Raw genomic sequence first — 26,716 nt, forward strand, 5'->3', positions numbered from 1 at the left:
GCGGCAAAGATCGCAGCCTTCGGCAGCTCCTGCGTAGAGCGCGTTCCCCTGTAGGAGCTGCCGAAGGCTGCGATCTTTTGATCTTTAATACAAATCCACCGGGTCAACATCCAGCGACCAACGTACCGCCCGCCCGCTCGGCATCTGCTCCAGCACCAGCAACCAACTGGCCAGTAACCGATGCAGCGGCGCCCGGGCCGTAGCCTGCAACAACAATTGCGCCCGATAACGCCCTGCTCGGCGTTCCATCGGTGCCGGCACCGGCCCGAGCAATTCGATCCCGGTCAGATTATGTTCTGCCAGCAAACGTTCCGCCTCGCTGCACGCCTCATCGAGAAAACCTTCGGCCTGCCCCGGTTTGTGCGCTTCGGCCCGCAACAGCGCCAGATGTGCAAACGGCGGCAAACCGGCAGAGCGCCGCTCGCTCAACGCCTGTTCGGCGAAGGCGAAATAGCCTTGTTCGGTCAGTTGCACCAGCAGCGGATGGTCCGCCAGATGCGTCTGGATAATCACCTTGCCCGGCTCTTCAGCCCGTCCCGCACGCCCGGCCACCTGGACGATCAACTGCGCCATGCGCTCGCTGGCGCGGAAGTCGCCGGAGAACAACCCACCGTCGGCGTCGAGAATCGACACCAGCGTTACCCGTGGAAAGTGATGCCCTTTGGCAAGCATCTGCGTGCCCACCAGGATGCACGGCTGACCCTTCTGAATGGTCGCGAACAACTGATTCATCGCGTCTTTGCGCGATGTGCTGTCGCGGTCGACCCGCAGCACCGGAACATCCGGAAACAGAATGGCCAGACGTTCTTCGGCACGTTCGGTGCCAGCGCCGACGGGCCGCAAGTCGACCTTGCCGCATTTCGGACAATGCCGGGGCACGCGCTCGACGTAGCCACAATGGTGGCAGCGCAGTTCGCCGGAGCGCTGGTGCACGGTCATTCGCGCATCGCAACGCTGGCATTCGGACATCCAGCCACAGTCATGACAAAGCAGGGTGGGGGCAAATCCTCGGCGGTTGAGGAACACCAGCACTTGCTGGCCGGCGGCCAGAGTCTGACCGATGGCTTGCTGCATTGGCCCGGAAATGCCGCTGTCGAGCGGGCGACTTTTCACATCCAGACGAAGGAATCGCGGCTGCTTGGCGCCACCGGCGCGCTCGTTCAGGCGCAGGAGACCATACCGACCGGTGTAGGCGTTGTGCAGGCTTTCGAGCGAAGGCGTGGCGGAACCGAGCACGATCGGGATGTTTTCCTGCCGTGCGCGCACCAATGCCAGGTCGCGGGCGTGATAGCGCAGGCCTTCCTGCTGTTTATAGGAGCCATCGTGCTCTTCGTCGATGATGATCAGGCCAGGGTTTTTCATCGGTGTGAACAGCGCGGAACGGGTGCCGATAATAATGTCGGCGTCGCCGTCACGGGCGGCGAGCCAGGCTTCGAGGCGCTCGCGATCGTTGACCGCCGAGTGGATCAGCGCAATGCGCGCATTGAAGCGCTGCTCGAAGCGCGCCAGGGTTTGCGGGCCGAGGTTGATCTCCGGGATCAGCACCAGCGCCTGCTTGCCGGCTTCAAGGGTTTCGCGGATCAACTGCAAATAGACTTCAGTCTTGCCGCTCCCGGTGACACCGGCCAGCAGGAACGCGTGATAACTGTCGAACCCGGCGCGAATCGCTTCATAGGCGGCGCGTTGCTCAGGGTTGAGCGGCAATTCCGGTTGCGCCAGCCAATGCTCGTGACGGGCGCCGGGGGCATGCTTGCGGATTTCCACTTGCACCAGGTCCTTGGCCAGCAGCAGGTCGAGACTGTCCTTGCTCAGCATCAGTTTGCTCAGCAATTGATGAGCGACGCCGTGGGGATGCTGGGCCAGGGTCGCCAGCGCCTCGCGCTGACGCGGGGCGCGGGCAATGCGCGGGTCATCGAGGCTGGCGCCGGGCGCGGCAGACCAGAAGCGTTCCTGGCGCGCTTCAGCCAGTTCGCCCTGGCGTAACAACACAGGCAGCGCCCAACTCAAGGTGTCGCCGAGGCTGTGCTGATAATACTGAGAGGTCCACAGGCAGAGCTTGAACAGGGCCGGCGGCAAGGGCGGCGTTGCGTCGAGCAGCGCCAGGGCTGGCTTGAGCTTCTCTGCCGGCACGTCACTGGTATCGGTAACCTCCACCAGAATCCCTATCATTTCCCGCCGGCCGAACGGCACCCGCAGGCGCATGCCCGGGTGCAACTGGGCGCGCAAGACCCCGGCCGGAGCTCGGTAGTCGAACAGGCGGCGCAGGGGCGAAGGCAGGGCTAGGCGCAGGATGGCGTTGGGCACGCGGGGGATTCTCTTTGGGCGGGCAAAAACGGAAGAACGGACGCATGACCTGTGGGAGCGGGCTTGCTCGCGAAAGCGGTGTGTCAGGCGATGTAAATGTTGACTGATACACCGCTTTCGCGAGCAAGCCCGCTCCCACAGGGGGTGTGCTTTGGGTCGGGAGCCTAGCAGACGGTCGGTCTTGGCGACAGCTTGCGTGATTGAGATTGTCTGGTAGAATCCGCGGCCTAATTACGTGCGGTATTCAACAATAGTGTTGGGTGGCGGCACGCAGCCCGAGGAAGACACCATGAAAGCTGATATCCATCCAGATTATCCAGTCATTGCTGTTACTTGCAGCTGTGGCAACAAGTTCGAAACTCGTTCGACCTTCGGCAAAGCTCTGCCGATCGACGTTTGCAACGAGTGCCACCCGTTCTACACCGGTAAGCAGAAGACTCTGGACACTGGCGGCCGCGTTCAGCGCTTCGCAGACCGTTTCGGTGCTTTCGGCGCGAAAAAGGCCTAAGGCCGATCATTTTGGAAAGTCGTTCCGGCTTCTCCAGACTGATGAAAAAGGCGTCCCTTGCGGGCGCCTTTTTTATGTCCGCGATTTGGCTTTCAGGCGCCCAGGCTTTCTGCCCGGTGCCGAATGGCATGACGCCAGTCGCGGTGCAGCGGGTGGTGGATGGCGACACCGTGCGCCTGAGCGATGGCCGCAGTGTGCGGATGATCGGTTTGAACACGCCCGAACTGGGCAAGCAGGGCAGATCCGACGAGCCGTTCGCCGTGGCGGCGCGCAAGCGTCTGGAAGCATTGGTGGTCGCGAGCGACGGGCGGGTCGGCGTGCTACCGGGTAAAGAGAGCAAGGATCACTACGGTCGCACCCTTGCGCATCTCTATGGCGCCGATGGCGTCAACCTCGAAGCGCAGATGCTCGCCGAGGGCCTTGGGTTTCAGGTGGCGGTCGCGCCGAATGTCGATCTGGTCACCTGTCAGCAAGCGGCGGAACGCAGTGCGCGGCAGGCCGGGCTCGGCGTGTGGCGTCAGTCACCTGTACTGAAAGCGGAGCAGATCAATACGTCCGGTTTCGCCGTGGTCAGCGGGCGTGTGAGCAAGGTTCAACGCAATCGTGGCGGCCTTTGGATCGAATTGCAGGATTCGCTTGTATTGCGTGTTGCACCCAATTTGTTGGGGCAGTTCGATGTCGTGGCGTTGGAACGCCTGAAGGGCAAGCAGATCGAGGCGCGTGGCTGGGTCGTGGACCGTTCTCGTCGTGGCGGGTTGAAACCGGAACAGGCGCGCTGGCTCCTGCCGTTGACCGATCCGGCGATGCTGCAAGCGGCGCCCTGATAAAGAATTGTAGACATTTTTTATATCGATTGTGAACAGTCTATCCCTTGTGTTTCGTGGCTCTTGGCCCAAAGTCGTAGGACCGGGCGCTTGACAGGGGTGACTGGTCAGTCTTGTGGGGACTTTGCGAGGCGCGTATCCTCGCTGACCAGTCTGTCCAACAGTAAAAGCGGAATGCCCCCATGTCTGATTTGAAAACTGCCGCTCTCGAATATCACGCCCATCCTCGTCCAGGTAAGCTGAGTGTCGAGCTCACCAAGGCCACCGCTACCGCCCGCGACCTGTCGCTGGCCTACAGCCCCGGCGTAGCCGAACCAGTACGCGAAATCGCTCGCGATCCTGAACTGGCCTACAAATACACCGGCAAAGGCAACCTGGTTGCAGTCATTTCCGATGGCACCGCGATTCTGGGCCTGGGTAACCTTGGCCCATTGGCTTCCAAGCCAGTGATGGAAGGTAAGGGCGTGCTGTTCAAGCGCTTCGCCGGCATCGATGTTTTTGACATCGAAGTCGATTCCGAAAGCCCGCAAGCCTTCATCGACACCGTCAAGCGCATCTCCATCACCTTCGGTGGCATCAACCTGGAAGACATCAAGGCACCTGAGTGCTTTGAGATCGAGCGCGCTCTGATCGAGCAGTGCGACATTCCAGTGTTCCACGATGACCAGCACGGCACCGCGATCGTGACTGCGGCCGGCATGATCAACGCCCTGGAAATCGCTGGCAAAACCCTCGCCGACGCCAAGATCGTCTGCCTGGGCGCCGGTGCTGCCGCCATCTCCTGCATGAAATTGCTGGTGAGCATGGGCGCCAACATCGAAAACATCTACATGGTTGACCGTACCGGCGTGATCCACTCCGGCCGTGACGACCTGAACCAGTACAAGGCTGTCTTCGCTCACGCGACCGACAAGCGCACCCTGGCTGACGCCCTGCAAGGCGCAGACGTGTTCGTCGGCCTGTCCGGTCCGAACCTGCTGAGTGCCGAAGGCCTGAAATCCATGGCGGCCAACCCGATCGTGTTCGCGTGCTCGAACCCGGATCCGGAAATCTCCCCGGAACTGGCGCACGCTACCCGTAACGACGTGATCATGGCGACCGGTCGTTCGGACTACCCGAACCAGGTCAACAACGTACTGGGCTTCCCGTTCATCTTCCGTGGTGCCCTGGACGTTCGCGCCAAGCGCATCAACGAAGAAATGAAAGTGGCTGCGGCCAACGCCCTGCGTGAACTGGCCAAGCTGCCGGTTCCTCAGGAAGTGTGCGACGCCTACGGCGGCATCAAACTGGAATTCGGTCGTGAGTACATCATTCCGAAGCCAATGGACAAGCGTCTGATCACCCTGATCTCCGATGCCGTGGCCAAGGCTGCGATCGAGACTGGTGTGGCAACCCTGCCGTATCCGAAGAACTACCCGCTGAAAAGCGTGGATGACGTGTTCAACGGCTAAGCTGTTGTAGCGCTTCAATGAAAAGCCCCGGCTCTGGTGAGTCGGGGCTTTTTATTGTCTGCCGGTTTTTGCGGTGTCTGTGATGGCCCCTTCGCGAGCAAGCCCGCTCCCACAGGAGTACGCATTCCAATGTGGGAGCGGGCTTGCTCGCGAAGGCGGCCTGGCTGGCGACCTGTTTTTATTCTGTGCAGAGACTCCGGATACAAAAAAGCCCCGCTCTTCTTCCGAGGGCGGGGCTTTTTGGTACTGCTGCGATCAGAACAAATCGATCGGCGCCGCTTCATCGGCTGGCAGCGGGCTTCCCGGTGCGTTGCCGTTACCCAGCTCATTCACCGACGGCGGCGTGTCTTCGGCCTTGAACAGCTCGAAGTACGCGCCTGGCGTGCCAGGGGTGGCGGCGCGACCACTGACCGGGTCAACCCGCAGGCTCAGAATGCCTTCCGGCTCTGGCTGCGTATGCGGTGGCTTGTCCTTGAGCGCGGCAGCCATGTAGTTCATCCAGATCGGCAACGCTACAGTACCGCCGAATTCACGTTTGCCCAGGCTTTCCGGCTGGTCGAAGCCGGTCCAGACGGTGGTCACATAATCGGCGTTGTAGCCCGAGAACCACGCGTCCTTGGATTCGTTGGTGGTACCGGTCTTGCCCGCGATGTCGGGGCGGCCCATGGCCAGCGCGCGGCGGCCTGTACCGAGTTTGATCACATCCTGAAGCATGCTGTTGAGGATGTAAGTGGTGCGGCCATCGACAATGCGTTCGGCCACGGCTGGAGCCTGAGGCGCGGGTTGGCCCGGAGCTTCGCCGGGTGTCGCGTTGACCGTAAAGGCCTCGGCGGCGGGGACGGCAATCCCGTCCGGTGCTGCATCGCCTTTCGGCACGCTCGGCGGATTGGCGACGAACAGCGTGTCGCCATTGCGGCTTTCGATCTTGTCGATGATGTACGGGGTGATCTTGAAGCCGCCGTTGGCGAACGTGCTCCAGCCGGTGGCGATTTCCATAGGCGTCAGGGTCGCGGTGCCCAGGGCCAGCGACAGGTTGCGCGGCAGGTCCTGCTTGTTGAAGCCGAACTTGCTGATGTAGTCGATGGTGCGATCAACGCCCAGCGCCTGCACCAGTCGGATCGACACCAGGTTGCGCGACTTGTACAGCCCTTCGCGCAGGCGGATCGGGCCTAGGAAGGTGTTGGTGTCGTTCTTCGGTCGCCAGACCTTGTCCAGGTATTCGTCGACGAACACGATCGGTGCGTCGTTCACCAGGCTGGCGGCGGTGTAGCCGTTATCCAGTGCGGCGCTGTAGACGAACGGTTTGAAGCTCGAGCCCGGCTGACGCTTGGCCTGCAGGGCGCGGTTGTAGTTACTTTGTTCGAAGGCGAAGCCGCCGACCAGTGAGCGAATGGCGCCGTTCTGCGGATCAAGGGAAACCAGCGCGCCTTGTGCCTGAGGGATCTGGCTGAACTTCAGCGAGTTGTCCGGCTGGCGCTGCGCGCGAATCAAGTCGCCGACCTGGGCAACGTCCGACGGCTGCTTCGGGTTGGCGCCCATGCTGTTGGTGTTCAGGAATGGCCGCGCCCATTTCATGCTGTCCCAGCCAACGTGCTCGTCGCCGGTACGGGTCATCACTTGCAGGCCGGTCTTGTCGACCTGGGTGACGATGGCGGGTTCAAGGCTGCTGATCGTGCGTTGCTTGGTCAGCTCGGTGGCCCAGGCTTCACGCGTCTTGCCCGGCAGGCGCGACTCGGGGCCGCGATAACCATGGCGCTGATCGTAAGTCATCAAGCCTTCGTGAAGCGCGGTGTTGGCCATTTCCTGCAGGTTGCTCGGCACGGTGGTCGTGACGCGGAAACCTTCGGTGTAGGCATCGCTGCCATAGCGGCCGACCATTTCGGCGCGAGCCATTTCAGCGATGTAGGGTGCGTTCACTTCCGGGGTCGGCACGTGATAGCTGGCGTTCAGCGGCTCGTTGATCGCAGCGGTGTAATCGGCTTCGGTGATTTTTCCGAGCTTGTACATGCGCCCCAGGATCCAGTCGCGACGTTCTTTGCTGCGCGCCGGGTTGGCCAGCGGGTTGAAGCGCGACGGGGCTTTTGGCAGGCCGGCGATCATCGCCATCTGCGCCAGGCTGACGTCACGAATCGACTTGCCGTAATACACCTGCGCCGCCGCCTCGATACCGTAGGCGCGGTTACCCAGATAGATCTTGTTGACGTACAGCTCAAGGATCTCGTCCTTGGTTAGCTGCCGTTCGATCTGCAGCGCCAGGAGGATTTCAGTGGTCTTGCGCGAAAAACTGCGTTCGCTGGTCAGGAAGAAGTTCTTCGCCACCTGCATGGTGATGGTGCTGCCGCCGGACTGAATGTGGCCGCTTTTGACCAATTGGGTGGCGGCGCGCATCAGGCTGCCAGGATCGACGCCGTAGTGGTTGGCGAAATTGTCGTCTTCAGCACTTAGTAACGCATTAATGAAATTGGGGGGAATGTCGGCGAAACGGATCGGGGTGCGGCGCATTTCGCCAAATTCTGCGATCAACTTGTTGTCGCTGCTGTATACCCGTAGAGGAATCTGCAACTGAATACTTCTCAGTGCCTCCACAGACGGCAATCCGGGACTAAGGTAAAGAAAAGCGCCGCTCAGACCAAGAAGCAGTCCGCAGAAAACGGCGACGATGGACCAACCGAAAAACTTCAGCAGACGAATCAAGGCTTTGGGATATCCAGGGCAAAGAATGAATGAGGCATCAGGGTTCAGGATAAAAGGAGAACGACCCGCGCTTGACGTAAAAAGCGGAAAAAAACGCTGGGCATTATAAGCATTTTTCCGTCGAGGGCGTCATTTGCGCAGCTGTCAAGACGGGTGGATGGAACGCAATCGACATTACAGAGTCCGTAACTCACGGATAGTCATAGGGAATTGGTAGTGCTAGGACTCTTCAATAAAAAAGCCAATACGCTTCTGGGGATCGACATCAGCTCCACGTCGGTAAAGCTTCTGGAGCTCAGCCGCCACGGCGACCGCTACCGGGTCGAAGCCTATGCGGTAGAGCCGCTGCCCGCCAGCGCGGTAGTCGAGAAAAATATCGCCGAGCTCGAAGGCGTGGGTCAGGCACTCACGCGCGTGCTGCTCAAGGCCAGAACCAGTCTCAGGAACGTCGCGGTGGCCGTTGCCGGCTCGGCGGTGATCACCAAGACCATCGAAATGGATGCCGGTCTTTCCGACGACGAGATGGAAAACCAGCTGAAAATCGAGGCGGATCAGTACATCCCTTATCCGCTGGACGAAGTGGCCATCGACTTCGAAGTCCAGGGTGCATCCGCGCGCAACCCCGAGCGGGTCAATGTGCTGCTGGCAGCCTGTCGCAAGGAAAACGTCGAAGTCCGTGAGGCGGCGCTCGCACTGGCCGGCCTGACCGCCCGCGTAGTCGATGTCGAGGCCTACGCGCTGGAGCGATCCTTCGGTTTGCTGACCGGACAGCTGGCACCCGCTCAGGAGCGCCTGACGATTGCCGTGGTCGACATCGGCGCGACCATGACCACGCTCAGCGTCCTGCACAACGGACGCATCATCTACACCCGCGAACAATTGTTCGGCGGTCGTCAATTGACGGAAGAAATCCAGCGACGTTATGGCCTGACCCTCGAACAGGCAGGGTTGGCAAAAAAACAGGGCGGTTTGCCGGACGACTACGTCAGCGAAGTGCTGCAGCCGTTTCGCGATGCGCTGGTCCAGCAGGTGTCGCGGTCATTGCAGTTTTTCTTTGCGTCCGGGCAGTACAACGCGGTCGATCACATCCTGCTGGCCGGCGGCACCGCTTCGGTCCCGGGGCTGGACCGGTTGATCGAGCAACGTTTGGGCACGCCGACGCAGGTGGCCAATCCCTTCTCGAACATGACCCTGAGCAGCAAGGTCAACGCCGGCGCCCTGGCCGGCGACGCGCCGGCGCTGATGATCGCTTGCGGGCTGGCCCTCAGGAGTTTCGACTGATGGCGCGGATCAACCTTTTACCCTGGCGCGAAGAGCTGCGTGAGCAGCGTCGCAAACGCTTCTTGCTGGCGCTGGTCGGTGTGGTGGTAGGGTCAGTGGGAGCGGTGCTGATTGCGGATCAGGCCATCAGTAGCGCCATCGATCGACAAGTCGCCCGAAACGATTACATCAGTAAACAGGTGACGGTGGTCGACGAGCGGATCAAGCAGATCAGTGAGCTGAAAGCCCGTCGCCAGCAATTGGTCGAGCGCATGCGCATCATCCAGGACCTGCAAGGCAATCGTCCGATCAGCGGGCGAATCTTCGATCAGTTGGCGCGTACCTTGCCTGACGGAGTGTATTTCACCGAGGTGAAAATGGAAGGCAAGACCCTGTCCATTACCGGCGCGGCAGATTCCAATAACCGCGTGTCAGACCTTATGCGCAATCTGGATGCATCGGACTGGTTCGACGCGCCGAACCTGACGGAGGTCAAGGCGACCACGGCTGGCCAGCTGGATCAGGCCAACGTCTTCCAGTTGACCGTTCGCCAGACCCAGCCTGCCGTTACGGAGGCTGTTCAATGAGGCCGGCCGAATGGATGGAAGGCTTGCGCAAGATCGACATCAACGACCTGGACACCAACAACATGGGCTCATGGCCGCCCGCCATCAAGGCGCTGGCGGGTGCGCTGTTGATGATTCTGGTGCTGGCGCTGGGCTACAGCTTTTCCATCAGCGACCTTGAGAGCCAGCTCGAACTCAAGCGTGAGGAAGAGTCGACGCTCAAGGAACAATTCGCCTCCAAGGCGCACATGGCGGCAAACCTGGAGCTATACATCCAGCAGATGAAGGAAATGGAGAATTCCTTTGGCGTGCTCTTGCGGCAGTTGCCCAGCGACACCGAAGTGCCTGGTCTGCTGGAGGACATCACGCGAACCGGCCTGGGCAGTGGCCTGGAGTTCGAAGAAATCAAACTGCTGCCTGAGGTCACCCAGCAGTTCTACATCGAACTGCCGATCCAGATCACCGTCACCGGCGCATATCACGACCTCGCCACGTTCGTCAGTGGCGTGGCCGGGTTGCCGCGAATCGTCACCCTGCATGACTTCGACCTTGCGCCGGCCAACCCCGAGGGTGGGACGAAATTGCGCATGAGCATCCTCGCCAAGACATACCGCTATAACGACAAGGGGCTGCAGAAATGACCCCGATGCGTTTTATCCCGATGATCGGAGTTCTGATCGTTCTGGCCGGTTGTGGCGGTGACACTGACTTCCGCGACCTGGACGCGTACATGAACGAAATGCGCCTGCGTGCGCCGGGGAAGATTGAACCAACGCCGACATTCCGGTCTTACCCAACATTCACCTACAGCGCTGCTAACCTGCGAAGCCCCTTTTCCCGGCAGGTCAAAGTCGACCTGGCTGGCCAGAAACACGGCTCACGCAACGTCAAGCCTGATCCCAACCGGGTCAAGCAGTACCTCGAAGGATTCAACATCGAGCAGTTTGAAATGGTCGGCACGATTTCCAATGCGGCTGGCTCCTTTGCGCTGTTGCGCGGGGCGGGCGGTGTGCATCGGTTGAAGGTCGGCGATTACCTGGGACGTAACGATGGCCGGATCGTCGCCATCAGCGGCTCGCAAGTCGATGTGGTCGAAATCGTTCCCGACGGCGAAGGCGCCTGGCTGGAACGGCCGCGGACCATCCCTTTGAAAGAGCACTCATAGTGGAACTCGAATAATGAACAGGATTTTCGCAACCTTCGGAATATCGCTATGGATAGCGTTGCTGTCGCCGATGGTACAAGCGGCCACCCTTAAAGCGCTGGATGTCGCTGCGCTCCCGGGGGACCGCGTCGAGTTGAAGTTGTCGTTCGATGGAGCGCCCCCGACACCCCACGGTTACACGACGGAGCAACCTGCGCGGATTGCGCTGGACCTGCCCGGTGTGATCAACCAGCTGGCGAGCAAAACCCGCGACCTGGGCGGCGGCAATGCCCGCAGCGCCACGGTGGTGGAAGCCAAGGACCGCACGCGGCTGATCATCAACCTGACTCAATTGGCACCGTACACCGCTCGTGTCGAAGGCAATAATCTGTTTGTGGTGGTCGGGCGCGGAACCAGTAATGCAGCCTCTGCACCGGCAGCCAGACCGCCACGTGTCGCCACGGCCACTCCGGCGCCGGTCAAGGCCTATACGCCAGTGAGCAAAGCGATCCGCGGCGTGGATTTCCAGCGCGGGACCCAGGGTGAAGGCAATGTGGTCATCGACCTGTCGGATCCGTCCATCGCTCCGGACATTCAGGAACGCGATGGCAGGATTGTCGTTGGTTTCGCCAGGACCCAATTGCCGGAACCGTTGCGGGTTCGCCTGGACGTCAAGGATTTCGCCACGCCCGTGCAATTCGTCAACGCCAGCGCCACGGGGGACCGGGCGACCATCAGCATTGAGCCCAGCGGCGCGTTCGATTACTCGACCTATCAGACCGACAACAAGCTGACTGTCAGCGTCCGCCCGATGACCGTGGACGACTTGCAGAAGCGCAACGCGGAGCGTTTTGCCTACACCGGTGAAAAGCTCTCGCTGAACTTCCAGGACATTGACGTGCGCTCGGTGCTGCAACTGATCGCCGATTTTACCAACCTCAATCTGGTCGCCAGCGACACGGTGCAGGGCGGCATTACCTTGCGCTTGCAGAACGTGCCATGGGATCAGGCGCTGGACCTGGTGCTGAAAACCAAGGGGCTGGACAAACGCAAGATCGGCAACGTGTTGCTGGTGGCGCCGGCCGATGAGATTGCCGCCCGCGAGCGCCAGGAACTGGAGTCGCAGAAGCAGATCGCCGAGCTGGCACCACTGCGACGCGAGCTGCTGCAAGTCAACTACGCCAAGGCGGCCGATATCGCCAAGCTGTTCCAGTCGGTGACCAGTGCCGAGGCGAAAGTCGACGAGCGGGGGTCGATTACCGTCGATGAACGGACCAATAACATCATTGCCTATCAGACCCAGGACCGCCTTGACGAGCTGCGCCGTATCGTCGCGCAACTGGATATTCCGGTGCGTCAGGTGATGATCGAGGCACGGATTGTCGAAGCGAACGTCGACTACGACAAAAGCCTCGGTGTGCGATGGGGTGGTTCGGTGCAGAACAAGGGCAACTGGAACACGTCCGGGGTCAGCAATGGTGCAAACGCGTCGTCGACCATCGGCACACCCGGCAGCACCAGCACCAACTCACCGTTCGTCGACATGGGCACCGCCGCCAACACCTCGGGGCTCGGCATCGCCTTCATTACCGACAACGTGCTGCTGGATCTTGAGCTGACCGCGATGGAAAAAACCGGTAACGGCGAAATCGTCTCGCAACCCAAGGTGGTTACCTCCGACAAGGAAACCGCAAAAATCCTCAAGGGCACCGAGATTCCATACCAGGAAGCCAGCTCCAGTGGTGCTACGTCGGTGTCGTTCAAGGAAGCTTCGCTGTCGCTGGAAGTGACGCCGCAGATCACGCCGGACAACCGGATCATCATGGAGGTCAAGGTCACCAAGGACGAACCGGACTACCTGAACAAGGTGCAGGATGTACCGCCAATCAAGAAAAACGAGGTCAACGCCAAGGTCCTCGTCAATGACGGCGAGACCATCGTGATTGGTGGTGTTTTCTCAAATACTCAGAGCAAGGTCGTAGATAAGGTGCCATTTCTCGGTGATGTGCCGTATCTTGGCCGCCTTTTCCGGCGTGACGTGGTTTCGGAGAAAAAATCCGAGCTGCTGGTATTTCTCACTCCGCGTATCATGAACAACCAGGCGATTGCTGTGAGTCATTGATTCTGTGCGAAATTTGATTCTTGTTGGACCGATGGGGGCTGGAAAAAGCACCATCGGCCGGTTGCTGGCCAAAGAGCTGCGCCTGCCATTCAAAGATTCCGATAAGGAAATTGAATTGCGCACGGGCGCCAATATCCCATGGATTTTCGATAAGGAAGGCGAGCCGGGCTTTCGGGACCGCGAGCAGGCGATGATTGCCGAGCTGTGCGGCTGCGATGGCGTGGTGCTGGCGACCGGCGGCGGCGCGGTCATGCGCGAAGCCAATCGTCGAGCACTGCGTGCCGGTGGTCGGGTGGTTTATCTGCATGCTTCTGTCGAGCAGCAGGTCGGCCGCACCGCCCGTGACCGCAATCGACCCTTGTTGCGTACTGCCGATCCGGCCAAGACCCTTCGGGACCTGCTGGAATTGCGCGATCCGCTGTATCGGGAAATCGCCGACCTGGTGGTGGAAACCGATGAGCGACCGCCGCGAATGGTGGTGCTCGACATTCTTGACCGCCTGCAGCAGCTGCCTCCCCGTTAAAGCAGAGCGCGAAATGCGCTATCCTCGGCGTCCTGCCACGACCGCTCAAGGTTGTGGCACAAGGCTACCGAACGGCGTCACACCAACAGATGCCGTGGACATTCGATAACTCAAGGCAGGACGCCTGATTCCATCTTCACTGTGGGGACACATGCAGACACTCAAGGTCGATCTAGGCGAGCGCAGCTACCCGATTCATATTGGCGAAGGTTTGTTGGATCAGCCCGAGCTGCTGGCCCCGCATATTCGCGGACGGCAAGTGGCGATCATCTCCAACGAAACCGTTGCGCCGCTCTATCTCGAACGTCTGACCCGCAGCCTTGCGCAGTTCTCGGTGATTTCCGTGGTGCTGCCCGACGGCGAAGCCTTCAAGACCTGGGAAACCCTGCAACTGATTTTCGACGGTCTGCTGATCGCACGCCATGATCGCCGCACCACCGTGATCGCCCTCGGCGGCGGCGTGATTGGTGACATGGCCGGTTTTGCGGCTGCCTGCTACCAGCGCGGTGTCGATTTCATTCAGGTTCCGACCACGCTGTTGTCGCAAGTCGACTCCTCGGTGGGCGGCAAGACCGGAATCAATCATCCGCTGGGCAAAAACATGGTTGGCGCCTTCTATCAGCCGAACGTGGTCCTGATCGATACCGCCACACTCAACACTCTGCCGGCCCGCGAGTTGTCCGCCGGGTTGGCTGAAGTCATCAAGTACGGGCTGATTTGCGACGAGCCGTTCCTCACCTGGCTCGAAGAAAACGTCGATCGCCTGCGCGCCCTGGACCAGGTCGCCCTGACGTATGCGATCGAGCGTTCCTGCGCGGCCAAAGCGGCGGTGGTCGGTGCCGACGAGAAGGAAACCGGCGTTCGTGCCACCTTGAACCTGGGGCACACCTTCGGCCATGCCATCGAAACCCACATGGGATATGGTGTGTGGCTACATGGTGAGGCGGTAGCTGCTGGCACCGTAATGGCCCTGGAGATGTCCGCGCGCCTGGGCTGGATCAGCGAGCAGGAGCGTGATCGTGGCATTCGCCTGTTCCAGCGTGCCGGCCTGCCGGTCATCCCGCCGGAAGAGATGACGGAAGCCGATTTCCTCGAACACATGGCAATTGACAAGAAAGTGATCGACGGTCGTTTACGCCTGGTGCTGCTGCGCCACATGGGTGAAGCGGTGGTGACCGACGATTATCCGAAAGAGGTTCTACAGGCCACGCTGGGAGCGGACTACCGCGCCCTGGCTCAGCTTAAAGGTTAATAAGATCCCGATGACTAGTTTGCACGCCGACGAGGCTTTCCTCGGCCATTACCAGTTAAGTCATGACCCATTTGCTCCACGGGTGCCTGGCTTCAAATTCTTCCCGGCCCAGCGCAAGCCGGTGCTGGGGCAACTGCATCACCTGGCCCGCTACAGTCAGTTGCTGCTGGTGGTTACCGGTCCGCAAGGCAGTGGCAAGACCCTGTTGCGTCAGGCTCTGGTGGCCAGTACCAACAAACAATCCGTTCAGAGCGTGGTGGTTTCCGCTCGTGGCGCCGGCGATGCCGCTGGCGTGCTGCGTCAGGTGGCCCAGGCGCTGAACGTCGCTCAGGCAGAGATTGGCCCGATCCTGGCTCAGGTCGTGCAGCTCGCGCTGACAGGGCAGGAAGTCTATTTGCTGGTGGACGACGCCGAGCAGCTGGACGAGTCCGCACTGGAAGCCTTGATGGAGTTGGCCGCTGGTGCGCCGGAAGGTCGCCCGCATGTGTTCCTGTTCGGCGAGTCCTCGCTGATCGCCCAACTGGAAGCGTTGAATCTTGAAGAAGAGCGCTTTCACGTCATCGAACTGCAGCCTTACACCGAAGAAGAAACCCGCGAGTATCTGGACCAGCGGCTCGAAGGCGCTGGCCGCGGTATCGAACTTTTTACCGCAGATCAGATCTCTGATATTCACGAAAGCTCCGACGGCTGGCCTGGCAACATCAACCAGGTTGCCCGCGATGCAATGATCGAAGCCATGATTGCCAGCCGCTCAGCGGTCAAGCGTCCAAGTATGGGGTTCAACATGCCGAAGAAACACGTATTGGCGATTTCCGCTGTCGTCGTGGTCGCGGTAGCCGCCGCCTGGTTGATGCCGGGTCGCAGCAAAGCACCGACCACCGGCGCACCCGCCAACGAACAGGCGCAACTGCCGCTCGGCCAGGGCACGCCACAACCTAACAGCGGCGGCGCACCTGCCGTGGAATTCGCTGGCAACTCGCAACCGATGCCATTGCCGCTGGTCGGCAATTCGCAGCCGGTCATGCGTGGCCCGCTGGCCGAAGCGGCCGGTGGCATCACCGAAGGTGACGATGGTGTGCCGGTCGAAGGCTCTAGCGATACGCCGCCGACCGTGACCACCACCGCACCTCCTGCGGGCGTTCCGGCCGGTCCGGCGCCAACACCTGCGGCCAAGCCGACGCCTGCGCCGACTCAGGTCGCGACAGCCAAGCCGGTCCCGACGGCGCCTGCGGTGAAGCCGGCTCCAGCGCCAGCCAAGCCAGCCGCCGTCGCTACCGCCAAGCCTGCCGAGAAACCAGCCGCAGCCGCTGCTGCTAAAGGCGCTGCTGGTACCTGGTACGCCGGACAACCGACGAGCAACTACGTGGTGCAGATCCTCGGCACCAGCTCCGAAGCGACCGCGCAAAACTTCGTCAAGGAGCAGGGCGGCGAGTACCGCTATTTCAAGAAAGTCCTCAACGGCAAGCCGCTTTACGTCATCACTTACGGTAACTTCGCCAACCGCGATGCGGCCGTGACCGCTATCAAGGCCTTGCCAGCGAAGGTTCAGGCTGGTAAACCTTGGCCTCGCACTGTCGCCAGCGTCCAACAGGAACTGGAAACAACTCGCTGAAGATTCGGCGGCCTTACCCAGGCCGCCTCTCCAAGCACCTCAAAATTTCTACAAGTGCGCGCAGCCTTCCAGGCCGCGTGCCTTGTGGTGTCTGCGTTACAGTAGTCTTTGAGTCGTTGCGGTCAGAATTAAAAAAGTTTTGACTAGCACAGCAGATCGCTTTAAACCTTTCACAAATGCGACATGGATTTGCGACAGTTCGTCGTCAAATTTGTGAGCGTCTGTGTCGCTGTGTACAATGACCACCCTTTTGCCCCCGCTAAGCCGGCGTACGTTCGGCGTGGAATGCAAGTGGTTGAATTGAAAAGAAATTTGCCTTGATAAGAGGCAGCCTGGTGAGAAAGTGTCTATGAAAGCAGGTCTGTACCAACCAGATGAATTCAAGGATAACTGCGGTTTCGGCCTGATAGCCCATATGCAGGGCGAGCCCAGTCATACCCTTTTGCAAACGGCCATCGAGGCCCTGACCTGCATGACCCACCGCGGTGGGATCAACGCCGACGGCAAGACCGGTGACGGTTGCGGTCTGCTGATTCAAAAGCCGGATGTGTTCCTGCGTGCGATCGCCCAGGAAACCTTCGGCGTCGAATTGCCCAAGCAATACGCAGTGGGCATGGTTTTCTTCAATCAGGACCCGGTCAAAGCCGAAGCCGCTCGCGAGAACATGAACCGCGAGATCCTGGCTGAAGGCCTGACCCTGGTCGGCTGGCGCAAAGTGCCGATCGATACCAGCGTCCTCGGCCGCCTGGCCCTTGAGCGCCTGCCGCAGATCGAGCAGGTCTACATCGGCGGTGAAGGCCTGAGCGATCAGGACATGGCGATCAAGCTGTTCAGCGCCCGTCGTCGCTCGTCCGTGGCCAACGCCGCCGACGTCGATCACTACATCTGCAGCTTTTCCCACAAGACCATCATTTATAAAGGCCTGATGATGCCGGCGGATTTGACCGCCTTCTATCCAGACCTCAGCGATCAGCGCCTGCAAACCTCGATTTGCGTGTTCCACCAGCGCTTCTCCACCAACACCTTGCCGAAATGGCCGCTGGCCCAGCCATTCCGCTTCCTTGCCCACAACGGCGAGATCAACACCATCACCGGCAACCGCAACTGGGCCCAGGCCCGTCGCACCAAGTTCACCAATGATCTGATGGATCTGGAAGAACTCGGTCCGCTGGTCAACCGCGTCGGTTCTGACTCCTCGAGCATGGACAACATGCTCGAGCTGATGGTCACCGGTGGCATCGACCTGTTCCGTGGCGTGCGGATGATCATTCCGCCTGCGTGGCAGAACGTCGAAACCATGGACCCGGACCTGCGTGCGTTCTACGAATACAACTCGATGCACATGGAACCGTGGGACGGCCCGGCCGGCGTGGTAATGACTGACGGTCGTTACGCGGTGTGCCTGCTCGACCGTAACGGTCTGCGCCCGGCGCGTTGGGTCACTACCAAAAACGGTTTCATCACCCTGGCGTCCGAAATCGGTGTCTGGAACTACCAGCCTGAAGACGTGATCGCCAAGGGCCGCGTTGGCCCGGGCCAGATCTTTGCCGTGGACACCGAAACCGGTCAGATCCTCGACACCGATGCCATCGACAACCGCCTGAAGTCCCGTCATCCGTACAAGCAATGGCTGCGCAAGAATGCCCTGCGCATCCAGGCGACCATGGAAGACAACGACCACGGTTCGGCGTTCTACGACGTCGATCAGCTCAAGCAGTACATGAAGATGTATCAGGTCACGTTCGAAGAGCGCGACCAGGTGCTGCGTCCGCTCGGCGAGCAAGGCTACGAGGCCGTTGGCTCGATGGGCGACGATACGCCGATGGCCGTGCTGTCCCAGCGCGTGCGTACGCCGTACGACTATTTCCGCCAGCAGTTCGCGCAGGTCACCAACCCGCCGATCGACCCGCTGCGTGAAGCCATCGTCATGTCGCTGGAGATCTGCCTCGGTGCCGAGCGCAACATCTTCCAGGAGTCGCCGGAACACGCTTCGCGCGTGATCCTCAGCTCGCCGGTCATTTCCCCGGCCAAATGGCGCTCGCTGATGAACCTCGATCGTCCGGGCTTCGAACGCCAGATCATCGACCTCAACTATGACGAAAGCGTCGGCCTCGAAGCCGCAGTGCGCAACGTCGCCGATCAGGCTGAAGAAGCCGTTCGCGCCGGGCGCACCCAGATCGTCCTGAGTGACCGTCACATTGCCCCGGGCAAGTTGCCGATCCACGCTTCCCTGGCCACCGGCGCGGTGCACCACCGCTTGACCGAAAAAGGCCTGCGTTGCGACTCCAACATCCTCGTGGAAACCGCTACCGCTCGCGACCCGCATCACTTTGCGGTACTGATCGGTTTCGGCGCCTCGGCGGTCTATCCGTTCCTGGCCTACGAAGTGCTGGGTGACCTGATCCGCACCGGTGAAGTGCTGGGCGACCTCTATGAGGTGTTCAAGAACTACCGCAAAGGCATCACCAAAGGCCTGCTGAAGATCCTGTCGAAGATGGGTATCTCGACCATCGCGTCCTACCGCGGAGCACAATTGTTCGAAGCGATCGGCCTGTCCGAAGAAGTCTGCGACCTGAGCTTCCGTGGCGTGCCAAGCCGCATCAAGGGTGCACGTTTCGTCGACATTGAAGCCGAGCAGAAAGCCCTGGCCGCTGAGGCCTGGAGCCCGCGCAAGCCGATCCAGCAAGGCGGTCTGCTGAAGTTCGTCCACGGTGGCGAATATCACGCGTACAACCCGGACGTGGTCAACACCCTGCAAGCCGCTGTGCAGCAGGGCGACTACAGCAAGTTCAAGGAATACACGTCGCTGGTGGACAACCGTCCGGTGTCGATGATCCGCGACCTGTTCAAGGTCAAGACCCTGGACACGCCGCTGGACATCAGCGAGATCGAACCGCTGGAATCGGTGCTCAAACGCTTCGACTCCGCCGGCATCTCCCTCGGCGCGCTGTCGCCGGAAGCTCACGAAGCCCTGGCCGAAGCCATGAACCGCCTCGGTGCGCGTTCCAACTCCGGTGAAGGCGGCGAAGACCCGGCGCGCTACGGCACCATCAAGAGCTCGAAAATCAAGCAAGTCGCGACCGGCCGTTTCGGTGTCACTCCGGAATACCTGGTCAACGCCGAAGTGCTGCAGATCAAGGTCGCTCAGGGCGCCAAGCCCGGCGAAGGCGGTCAGCTGCCAGGCGGCAAGGTCAACGGTCTGATCGCCAAGCTGCGTTACGCAGTGCCGGGCGTGACTTTGATTTCGCCTCCGCCGCACCACGACATCTATTCGATCGAAGACTTGTCGCAGCTGATTTTCGACCTGAAACAAGTCAACCCGAAGGCCCTGGTCTCGGTGAAGCTGGTGGCAGAAGCGGGCGTCGGCACCATCGCCGCCGGTGTAGCCAAGGCCTACGCGGACTTGATCACCATCTCCGGCTACGACGGCGGCACCGGCGCATCGCCGCTGACGTCGATCAAATACGCGGGCGCGCCGTGGGAACTCGGCCTGGCCGAAACTCACCAGACCCTGCGTGGCAACGACCTGCGCGGCAAAGTCCGGGTGCAGACCGACGGCGGCCTGAAAACCGGCCTCGACGTGATTAAGGCAGCCATCCTCGGCGCTGAAAGCTTCGGCTTCGGCACCGCGCCAATGATTGCGCTGGGCTGCAAATACCTGCGTATCTGCCACCTGAACAACTGCGCCACTGGCGTCGCGACTCAGAACGAGAAGCTGCGCAAGGATCACTACATCGGTACCGTCGACATGGTGGTGAATTTCTTCACCTACGTCGCCGAAGAAACCCGTGAGTGGCTGGCCAAGCTGGGCGTGCGCTCCCTCGAAGAGCTGATCGGCCGTACCGATCTGCTGGAAGTCCTCGAAGGCCAGACCGCCAAGCAGAACCACCTTGACCTGACCCCGTTGCTCGGCAGCGATCACATCCCGGCGGACAAACCACAGTTCTGCCAGGTCGACCGCAACCCGCCGTTCGACAAAGGCCTGCTGGCCGAGAAAATGATCGACATGGCCACCTCGGCCATCAACGACATGAGCGGCGCCGATTTCGCCCTGGATATCTGCAACTGCGACCGTTCGATCGGTGCGCGGATTTCCGGGGAAATTGCGCGCAAGCACGGCAACCAGGGCATGGCGAACGCGCCGATCACCTTCCGCTTCAAAGGGACGGCCGGTCAGAGCTTCGGTGTATGGAACGCCGGCGGCTTGAACATGTACCTGGAAGGCGACGCCAACGACTACGTCGGCAAAGGCATGACCGGCGGCAAGCTGGTCATCGTTCCGCCCAAGGGCAGCGTCTACAAGACTCAGGACAGTGCGATCATCGGCAACACCTGCCTGTACGGCGCCACCGGCGGCAAATTGTTCGCGGCCGGCACCGCGGGCGAGCGTTTCGCAGTGCGCAACTCCGGTGCTCACACCGTGGTTGAAGGCACGGGCGATCACTGCTGCGAGTACATGACCGGTGGTTTCGTCTGCGTGCTGGGCAAGACCGGTTACAACTTCGGCTCAGGCATGACCGGCGGTTTCGCCTACGTGCTCGACCAGGACAACACCTTCGTTGACCGGGTCAACCACGAACTGGTGGAAATCCAGCGGATCAGCGGCGAAGCGATGGAAGCCTACCGTAGCCACCTGCAACGTGTGCTGAACGAGTACGTCGAGGAAACCGACAGCGAGTGGGGTCGTGAACTCGCGGAAAACCTCGATGACTATCTGCGCCGTTTCTGGTTGGTCAAGCCGAAGGCTGCCAGCTTGAAAACGTTGCTTTCCAGCACCCGTGCCAACCCGCAGTGATATGCGCCTGAAGAGTTTGATGAGGTTTTAACAATGGCTGAACGTCTGAATAACGACTTCCAGTTCATCGACGTCGGGCGCAAAGATCCGAAGAAGAAACTGTTGCGTCAACGCAAGAAAGAGTTCGTGGAAATCTACGAACCCTTCAAACCCCAGCATTCGGCCGATCAGGCCCACCGCTGCCTGGGTTGCGGTAACCCGTATTGCGAATGGAAGTGCCCGGTGCACAACTTCATTCCGAACTGGCTGAAACTGGTGGCCGAGGGCAACATCCTCCAGGCCGCCGAGCTGTCGCACCAGACCAACACCCTGCCGGAAGTGTGCGGTCGGGTGTGCCCGCAGGACCGTCTGTGCGAGGGTGCCTGCACCCTCAACGACGGCTTCGGCGCGGTGACCATCGGTTCGGTGGAGAAGTACATCACCGACACGGCGTTCGCCATGGGCTGGCGCCCGGACATGTCCAAGGTCAAGCCGACCGGCAAACGTGTCGCGATCATCGGCGCAGGTCCGGCCGGCCTGGGTTGTGCCGACGTGCTGGTGCGCGGCGGCGTGACCCCGGTGGTGTTCGACAAGAACCCGGAAATCGGTGGTCTGCTGACCTTCGGCATCCCCGAGTTCAAGCTGGAAAAGACCGTGCTGAGCAATCGCCGCGAAGTCTTTACCGGCATGGGGATCGAGTTCCGCCTGAACACCGAAGTGGGCAAGGATGTGTCCGTCGAGCAACTGCTCGAAGAATACGATGCCGTGTTCATGGGCATGGGCACCTACACCTACATGAAGGGCGGCTTTGCCGGTGAGGACTTGCCGGGCGTGCATGACGCGCTCGACTTCCTGATCGCCAACGTCAATCGCAACCTGGGCTTTGAAAAGTCGCCGGAAGATTTCGTCGACATGAAAGGCAAGAAGGTTGTGGTGCTGGGCGGTGGCGACACGGCGATGGACTGCAATCGTACGTCGATCCGCCAGGGCGCCAAGTCGGTGACCTGCGCCTATCGTCGTGACGAAGCGAACATGCCGGGCTCGCGCAAAGAGGTGAAGAACGCCAAGGAAGAGGGCGTGAAATTCCTCTACAACCGCCAGCCGATTGCCATCGTTGGCGAAGACAAGGTCGAAGGCGTGAAGGTGGTCGAGACCCGTCTCGGCGAACCGGACGCTCGTGGCCGTCGCAGCCCCGAGCCGATCCCGGGTTCCGAAGAGATCATCCCGGCCGACGCCGTGGTCATCGCTTTTGGTTTCCGTCCAAGCCCGGCGCCGTGGTTCGAGCAATTCAGCATCCAGACCGACAGCCAGGGCCGCGTTGTGGCGCCGGAACAAGGTCAGTACAAGCACCAGACCAGCAACCCGAAAATCTTCGCCGGTGGCGACATGGTTCGCGGCTCTGACCTGGTGGTGACGGCAATCTTCGAAGGGCGCAATGCGGCTGAAGGGATCCTGGACTACCTGGGCGTCTGATCACTTTCCAAAACTGGAATGCGATCAAAATGTGGGAGCGGGCTTGCTCGCGAAGGCGGTTTGTCAGTCAACATCTCTGTTGAATGTGACGGCCTCTTCGCGAGCAAGCCCGCTCCCACATTGGTTTATGGTGTCGGGAAGACCGCATTCCACCGCGACAAATTGACCCGATAGACAAAAGGCTGACCTGCATCCGTGCCTTTTGCCTCGCGCTCTGAGAAAATGCCCGCACTTTTTTTCCGGATGCCGACATGACTGCCCTGAAGAACGACCGTTTCCTTCGCGCCCTGCTCAAGCAACCCGTAGACGTCACCCCTGTGTGGATGATGCGTCAGGCCGGTCGCTACCTGCCGGAATACCGCGCCAGCCGTGCCAAGGCCGGCGACTTCATGAGCCTGTGCATGAACCCGGCGTTCGCTTGCGAAGTCACGATGCAACCGCTCGACCGCTACCCGCAACTGGACGCGGCAATCCTCTTCTCGGACATCCTGACCATCCCCGATGCCATGGGCCAGGGCCTGTACTTCGAAACCGGTGAAGGCCCGCGCTTCAAGAAAGTCGTCAGTACGATGGCCGACATCGAAGCCCTGCCGATTCCTGATCCGCACAAAGACCTCGGTTACGTGATGGACGCGGTCAGCACCATCCGCCGCGAACTGAACGGCCGCGTGCCGCTGATCGGCTTCTCCGGCAGCCCCTGGACGCTGGCCACCTACATGGTCGAAGGCGGTTCGTCGAAAGACTTCCGCAAGACCAAAGCCATGCTCTACGACAACCCGCAAGCCATGCACCTGCTGCTGGACAAGCTGGCGCAGTCGGTCACTTCTTATCTCAACGGCCAGATCATGGCCGGTGCGCAAGCGGTGCAGATCTTCGACACGTGGGGCGGCAACCTGTCGGCAGCGGCGTATCAGGAGTTCTCACTGGCCTACATGCGCAAAATCGTCAGCGGCCTGATCCGCGAGCACGAAGGCCGCAAGGTTCCGGTCATTCTGTTCACCAAGAACGGCGGTCTGTGGCTGGAAAGCATTGCCGACGCGGGTGCTGATGCCCTGGGCCTGGACTGGACGTGCGATATCGGCAATGCCCGGGCTCGCGTTGGCGACAAAGTTGCCTTGCAAGGCAACATGGACCCGACCGTGCTCTACGCCAAACCGGAAGCCATACGCACCGAAGTCGGACGGATCCTCGCCAGCTATGGCAAGGGCAGCGGGCACGTATTCAACCTCGGTCATGGCATTACGCCGGAAGTCGATCCGGAGCATGCGGGCGCGTTCCTGCGCGCGGTGCATGAGCTGTCGGCGCAGTATCACGAGTAATCATTTCAAGGTTCCATCCAGCCTGTCCGGTCAATGCCGGGCAGGCTTTTTTTTGCCTGAAAAACGTATGCCAGCCTAATCCGTTTCTGCTTGTAAGAATGTTTTCTCTCTTTGTCAGATAAGCGAAGAGAGAGATTAATCCCCATGTAATCGGCGACTTGTCCTACATAGAACTCGCGCTCATCCCAGTAAGGTTTCAGACCTTCGTTCGGTGCCGCACACCGAATGGAATTACGAACAGCGGCGCCCACAAGGCGCCTTATTTTTCGATAAGTAGTCTGGAACACAATCATGAAAAAAACGTTCTACAAGGGAGGTGCATTCACTGCATGCGCCTCTCCAATGATCCTGTTATCGGCAATGTTGGCGTCTCAAACTGTTTCAGCCCATGGCTATCTTGAAGTACCACCTTCACGGGCATTGCTTTGCCAGAAAGGCTTGAACACCAACTGTGGCGGCGCGCAATACGAACCTCAAAGTGTTGGTGAAACCTTCAAAGGTTTCCCGGCCGGTGTTGGCGGTGCTCCTTTGCAAGGGCCGATCGACGGCAAGATTCCGAGTGGCGGTCATCCATCGTTCTCCGCGATGGATGCCCAGTCCGCCACCCGTTGGCACCTGACAGAAATCAAGGATCGCACCATCGATTTCCAATGGCGCTACACCGCGGTTCACCCGGCAACCAAGCATGAGTACTTCATCACTCGCAACGGCTGGAACCCGAACGAGTCGCTGAAACGTGCCACCTTCGAAAGCACCCCGTTTTGCACCAAAGATGGCGCCAATCAGAAACCTGAGTCTGGTGACAAGCACAACTGCACCATCCCGGCAGACAAATCCGGCCAGCATGTGATTCTGGCGATCTGGACCGTCGGCGATACCGACGCAGCGTTTTACAACGCGGCCGATGTGAACATTATTGCGGAAGCAGAATTGCCTGGTGGCTGGACTTCCGTTGGCGGTATCGCGCCGTCGACGTCGTTGCTGACCGGTGACAAGGTCAAGGCCCGTGCATTCTCTGCCAACGGTGTCAGCCCGGATTACGACGTTGAAATCACCATCGCCACTGCCGAAGAAGGCTCGCCAAACAACTGGGCGTTCAAACTGGCAGAAAAAATCAACACCACTCACACACTCATCCGCGCCGGTATTCGTGATGAGAGCGGCAACATCGAACCGGTCCGGGGCAACAACACCCTCTACGCCCAAAAAGAAAGCGGCGTAACCCGTTACGAAGTTCAGCTGGACATGAAGGAAGACGTCGCAGCACGGATGTCGGTAGCTTCTCAGCAAGCTGAATACGTATTGGAAAAAGGCCAGGCTAAAGTCGACTTCAGCATGATCTCGAATCGCCCGATGAACGTCGAAGCGACCTTGTTCGACGAGAACAACAAGCCGGTCGGCTCCGTGATGAAACAGGTGGAAAGCGGTCCGACCTGGCTGGGTATGGATGTTCGCAGCAATCCCGGCAAACACACGCTGACACTGGTCGGCACTACCCTGGATGGCCGTACTACTCGCCAGGACACCCAGCCGACCAACATGACCGGTGAAGGCGCTGGCGTCGAGCATGACTTCGTGTTCCCCGAAGGCCTCAGCGAGTACACCGCCGGGACCAAAGTGCTGCAGCAGAAGACCAATGAAGTCTTCGAATGCAAGCCATTCCCCGAGTCGGGCTACTGCATGCAATACGCCCCGAACGCCAATGGTTTTGAACCTGGCGTCGGTGCGCACTGGCATATGGCGTGGAACAAGCTTTAAGCCCGCCGTAACACTTCAGGCGATCCGCGAATGGATCGCCTGAAGGTTCATTCTCTTGTTGAAAATCGAGTTGAAAAATGACGGTTTTGGGTTATTCCACCCAACGCGTATGGCTGCACTGGTTATCGGCGGCAGTCATCGTCTGGACCCTGATTTCCGGTTTTTATGTGGCCTGCGTCGACGTGTCCCCACAGCTGGCGCAATGGGTCGCTTTTCTCAATGTGTCGCTGACCACGGTGTTCATACCGTTTTTCGTCTGGCGCTTATTCATTTTTGCCTCTCATGCCCGGCATATCAGCGTGAGGGCCTTTAGCTTCATGGAAAAACTCGGACTGTTCGCGCACACGCTGATCTATCTCATCGTCAGTATCGTGCTGGTCACCGGCGTCTTGATGATGGATCGCCCGATCGACGTGTTCGGCCTGGTCGAAATAACTCAGCCTCTGAGCGATCCTGAGCTCATCTCCCGCTTTCTCGTCATTCATGTTTGGGCCTGTGTCGTCCTTTCATTGCTCATCGTGCTGCATGTCGGCGCGGTCGTTGTCCATGAGCTGTGCGGCCACCGAGTGCTGCGGCGAATGTCATTGTGCAGCATTGTTCGAAGTGAACGGCCCGAGTGAACAGGCGCCTGAACACACTCTGCCTGTTGGTTTTATCCGTCGGTTACGCCGCATTTTTGGTGTGGCAGGAATGGGGCTTTCGCAAAAGCCTTGCCTCGCCGTTGTCGTTCGCTGCGACCGTGCCGACGCCACCGTCCCGTGCGCCCCTCGATACCACAGCGATTGCAACGGTGCTCGGTCTGGCGACTGAAACCACATTGCTGCCCAGTGCCGAGCTGCTGACCTTGCAGGCCAGTTTTGTCCTCGGCACCGGGTTGTCCAGAGCGTTACTGGCGGACGCTCAAGGTGCGCGGATTTACCAGGTGGGGGATCAGTTGCCGGGTGGCAGCGTCCTGCGACGCGTCGAGGTCAATCAAGCGGTGTTGTGGAACAAGGGTCGAGAAGAGGTGCTGACGTTGCAGACCTCTTCCGCGGGTTTCCTGCGTCAACTCGACTCAGCATCCCAGCCACAGACACCCGTCAGTGCTACGCGTTTTCTACGCCCTCTTTCCGGGCCGCCAGAGTGATCACAC

General features: G+C 60.1%; 19 protein-coding genes. 17 read left to right on the forward strand and 2 right to left on the reverse strand.

Annotated elements, in window-relative coordinates; genetic code table 11:
* Nucleotides 1-84 precede the first annotated feature (84 nt).
* Nucleotides 85-2,304: a primosomal protein N' gene (locus FBY04_RS00960; protein ID WP_145314275.1), complete on the reverse strand. Its 2,220-nt coding sequence runs from the start codon at nucleotides 2,302-2,304 to the stop codon at nucleotides 85-87.
* 289 nt (nucleotides 2,305-2,593) lie between these two features.
* Here FBY04_RS00960 and rpmE point away from each other — a divergent pair, with 289 nt between their 5' ends.
* The 3 genes from rpmE (at nucleotide 2,594) to FBY04_RS00980 (ending at nucleotide 5,087) form a co-directional block, all read left to right on the forward strand.
* Entirely contained in the window at nucleotides 2,594-2,812 is a 219-nt protein-coding gene (rpmE, locus tag FBY04_RS00970; protein ID WP_084322552.1) for a 50S ribosomal protein L31, read from the forward strand.
* A gap of 41 nt (nucleotides 2,813-2,853) precedes the next feature.
* On the forward strand, nucleotides 2,854-3,636 hold the full coding sequence (locus FBY04_RS00975; protein ID WP_145314402.1) for a thermonuclease family protein: 783 nt from the start codon (nucleotides 2,854-2,856) through the stop codon (nucleotides 3,634-3,636).
* Between the two features lie 182 nt (nucleotides 3,637-3,818).
* A complete protein-coding gene (locus FBY04_RS00980) occupies nucleotides 3,819-5,087 on the forward strand; it encodes a malic enzyme-like NAD(P)-binding protein (RefSeq protein ID WP_084322553.1) in 1,269 nt (422 codons plus the stop codon).
* Nucleotides 5,088-5,342: 255 nt separating this feature from the next.
* Here FBY04_RS00980 and FBY04_RS00985 read toward each other — a convergent pair whose 3' ends face one another.
* Complete coding sequence (locus FBY04_RS00985; RefSeq protein ID WP_145314276.1) at nucleotides 5,343-7,781, reverse strand: penicillin-binding protein 1A; 2,439 nt, start codon at nucleotides 7,779-7,781, stop codon at nucleotides 5,343-5,345.
* 216 nt (nucleotides 7,782-7,997) lie between these two features.
* On the opposite strand from FBY04_RS00985, the gene FBY04_RS00990 reads away from it, so the two are divergent.
* The 14 genes from FBY04_RS00990 (at nucleotide 7,998) to FBY04_RS01065 (ending at nucleotide 26,710) form a co-directional block, all read left to right on the forward strand.
* Nucleotides 7,998-9,062, forward strand: coding sequence for a pilus assembly protein PilM (locus FBY04_RS00990; protein WP_084323156.1), 1,065 nt, complete (start codon nucleotides 7,998-8,000; stop codon nucleotides 9,060-9,062).
* Nucleotides 9,062-9,628 (forward strand): PilN domain-containing protein, encoded by a 567-nt coding sequence (locus tag FBY04_RS00995; protein ID WP_084323155.1) that lies wholly within the window; start codon nucleotides 9,062-9,064, stop codon nucleotides 9,626-9,628. The genes FBY04_RS00990 and FBY04_RS00995 overlap by 1 nt, the downstream gene beginning before the upstream one ends.
* On the forward strand, nucleotides 9,625-10,248 hold the full coding sequence (pilO, locus tag FBY04_RS01000; RefSeq protein ID WP_084323154.1) for a type 4a pilus biogenesis protein PilO: 624 nt from the start codon (nucleotides 9,625-9,627) through the stop codon (nucleotides 10,246-10,248). Before FBY04_RS00995 ends, pilO begins: the two co-directional genes overlap by 4 nt.
* A complete protein-coding gene (locus FBY04_RS01005; protein WP_084323153.1) occupies nucleotides 10,245-10,772 on the forward strand; it encodes a pilus assembly protein PilP in 528 nt (175 codons plus the stop codon). Before pilO ends, FBY04_RS01005 begins: the two co-directional genes overlap by 4 nt.
* Before the next feature lie 13 nt (nucleotides 10,773-10,785).
* Complete coding sequence (gene pilQ / locus FBY04_RS01010; RefSeq protein WP_084323152.1) at nucleotides 10,786-12,873, forward strand: type IV pilus secretin PilQ; 2,088 nt, start codon at nucleotides 10,786-10,788, stop codon at nucleotides 12,871-12,873.
* Between the two features lie 4 nt (nucleotides 12,874-12,877).
* Nucleotides 12,878-13,396 (forward strand): shikimate kinase AroK, encoded by a 519-nt coding sequence (gene aroK, locus FBY04_RS01015; protein ID WP_017336125.1) that lies wholly within the window; start codon nucleotides 12,878-12,880, stop codon nucleotides 13,394-13,396.
* Between the two features lie 151 nt (nucleotides 13,397-13,547).
* Complete coding sequence (gene aroB, locus FBY04_RS01020; RefSeq protein WP_145314277.1) at nucleotides 13,548-14,648, forward strand: 3-dehydroquinate synthase; 1,101 nt, start codon at nucleotides 13,548-13,550, stop codon at nucleotides 14,646-14,648.
* Nucleotides 14,649-14,658: 10 nt separating this feature from the next.
* On the forward strand, nucleotides 14,659-16,260 hold the full coding sequence (locus FBY04_RS01025) for an AAA family ATPase (protein ID WP_145314278.1): 1,602 nt from the start codon (nucleotides 14,659-14,661) through the stop codon (nucleotides 16,258-16,260).
* A 349-nt stretch (nucleotides 16,261-16,609) separates the two neighbouring features.
* A complete protein-coding gene (gene gltB, locus FBY04_RS01035; RefSeq protein WP_084323149.1) occupies nucleotides 16,610-21,055 on the forward strand; it encodes a glutamate synthase large subunit in 4,446 nt (1,481 codons plus the stop codon).
* A 33-nt stretch (nucleotides 21,056-21,088) separates the two neighbouring features.
* A complete protein-coding gene (locus FBY04_RS01040) occupies nucleotides 21,089-22,507 on the forward strand; it encodes an FAD-dependent oxidoreductase (protein ID WP_084323148.1) in 1,419 nt (472 codons plus the stop codon).
* 251 nt (nucleotides 22,508-22,758) lie between these two features.
* Nucleotides 22,759-23,826 (forward strand): uroporphyrinogen decarboxylase, encoded by a 1,068-nt coding sequence (gene hemE / locus FBY04_RS01050; protein ID WP_008025187.1) that lies wholly within the window; start codon nucleotides 22,759-22,761, stop codon nucleotides 23,824-23,826.
* Nucleotides 23,827-24,117: 291 nt separating this feature from the next.
* Nucleotides 24,118-25,584, forward strand: coding sequence for an N-acetylglucosamine-binding protein GbpA (gene gbpA, locus FBY04_RS01055; protein ID WP_145314280.1), 1,467 nt, complete (start codon nucleotides 24,118-24,120; stop codon nucleotides 25,582-25,584).
* Between the two features lie 77 nt (nucleotides 25,585-25,661).
* Nucleotides 25,662-26,204 carry a cytochrome b gene (locus FBY04_RS01060; protein ID WP_145314281.1) on the forward strand — a complete coding sequence of 181 codons (543 nt, stop codon included), beginning with the start codon at nucleotides 25,662-25,664 and terminating at the stop codon, nucleotides 26,202-26,204.
* On the forward strand, nucleotides 26,201-26,710 hold the full coding sequence (locus tag FBY04_RS01065) for a hypothetical protein (RefSeq protein WP_084323144.1): 510 nt from the start codon (nucleotides 26,201-26,203) through the stop codon (nucleotides 26,708-26,710). Before FBY04_RS01060 ends, FBY04_RS01065 begins: the two co-directional genes overlap by 4 nt.
* Nucleotides 26,711-26,716: the final 6 nt, after the last annotated feature.

The sequence above is a fragment of the Pseudomonas sp. SJZ080 genome (assembly GCF_007828295.1).
In the GTDB taxonomy this organism is placed as follows: domain Bacteria; phylum Pseudomonadota; class Gammaproteobacteria; order Pseudomonadales; family Pseudomonadaceae; genus Aquipseudomonas; species Aquipseudomonas migulae_A.

Excerpts from the sequence above, each read along its gene's own strand:
- gbpA (WP_145314280.1), top strand. The coding sequence starts at position 24,118 with ATGAAAAAAACGTTCTACAAGGGAGGTGCATTCACTGCATGCGCCTCT.
- rpmE (WP_084322552.1), top strand. The coding sequence starts at position 2,594 with ATGAAAGCTGATATCCATCCAGATTATCCAGTCATTGCTGTTACTTGC.
- pilO (WP_084323154.1), top strand. The coding sequence starts at position 9,625 with ATGAGGCCGGCCGAATGGATGGAAGGCTTGCGCAAGATCGACATCAAC.
- FBY04_RS01040 (WP_084323148.1), top strand. The coding sequence starts at position 21,089 with ATGGCTGAACGTCTGAATAACGACTTCCAGTTCATCGACGTCGGGCGC.
- FBY04_RS00975 (WP_145314402.1), top strand. The coding sequence starts at position 2,854 with ATGAAAAAGGCGTCCCTTGCGGGCGCCTTTTTTATGTCCGCGATTTGG.
- aroB (WP_145314277.1), top strand. The coding sequence starts at position 13,548 with ATGCAGACACTCAAGGTCGATCTAGGCGAGCGCAGCTACCCGATTCAT.
- FBY04_RS00995 (WP_084323155.1), top strand. The coding sequence starts at position 9,062 with ATGGCGCGGATCAACCTTTTACCCTGGCGCGAAGAGCTGCGTGAGCAG.
- gltB (WP_084323149.1), top strand. The coding sequence starts at position 16,610 with ATGAAAGCAGGTCTGTACCAACCAGATGAATTCAAGGATAACTGCGGT.
- hemE (WP_008025187.1), top strand. The coding sequence starts at position 22,759 with ATGACTGCCCTGAAGAACGACCGTTTCCTTCGCGCCCTGCTCAAGCAA.
- pilQ (WP_084323152.1), top strand. The coding sequence starts at position 10,786 with ATGAACAGGATTTTCGCAACCTTCGGAATATCGCTATGGATAGCGTTG.
- FBY04_RS01005 (WP_084323153.1), top strand. The coding sequence starts at position 10,245 with ATGACCCCGATGCGTTTTATCCCGATGATCGGAGTTCTGATCGTTCTG.
- FBY04_RS00980 (WP_084322553.1), top strand. The coding sequence starts at position 3,819 with ATGTCTGATTTGAAAACTGCCGCTCTCGAATATCACGCCCATCCTCGT.
- FBY04_RS01060 (WP_145314281.1), top strand. The coding sequence starts at position 25,662 with ATGACGGTTTTGGGTTATTCCACCCAACGCGTATGGCTGCACTGGTTA.
- FBY04_RS01025 (WP_145314278.1), top strand. The coding sequence starts at position 14,659 with ATGACTAGTTTGCACGCCGACGAGGCTTTCCTCGGCCATTACCAGTTA.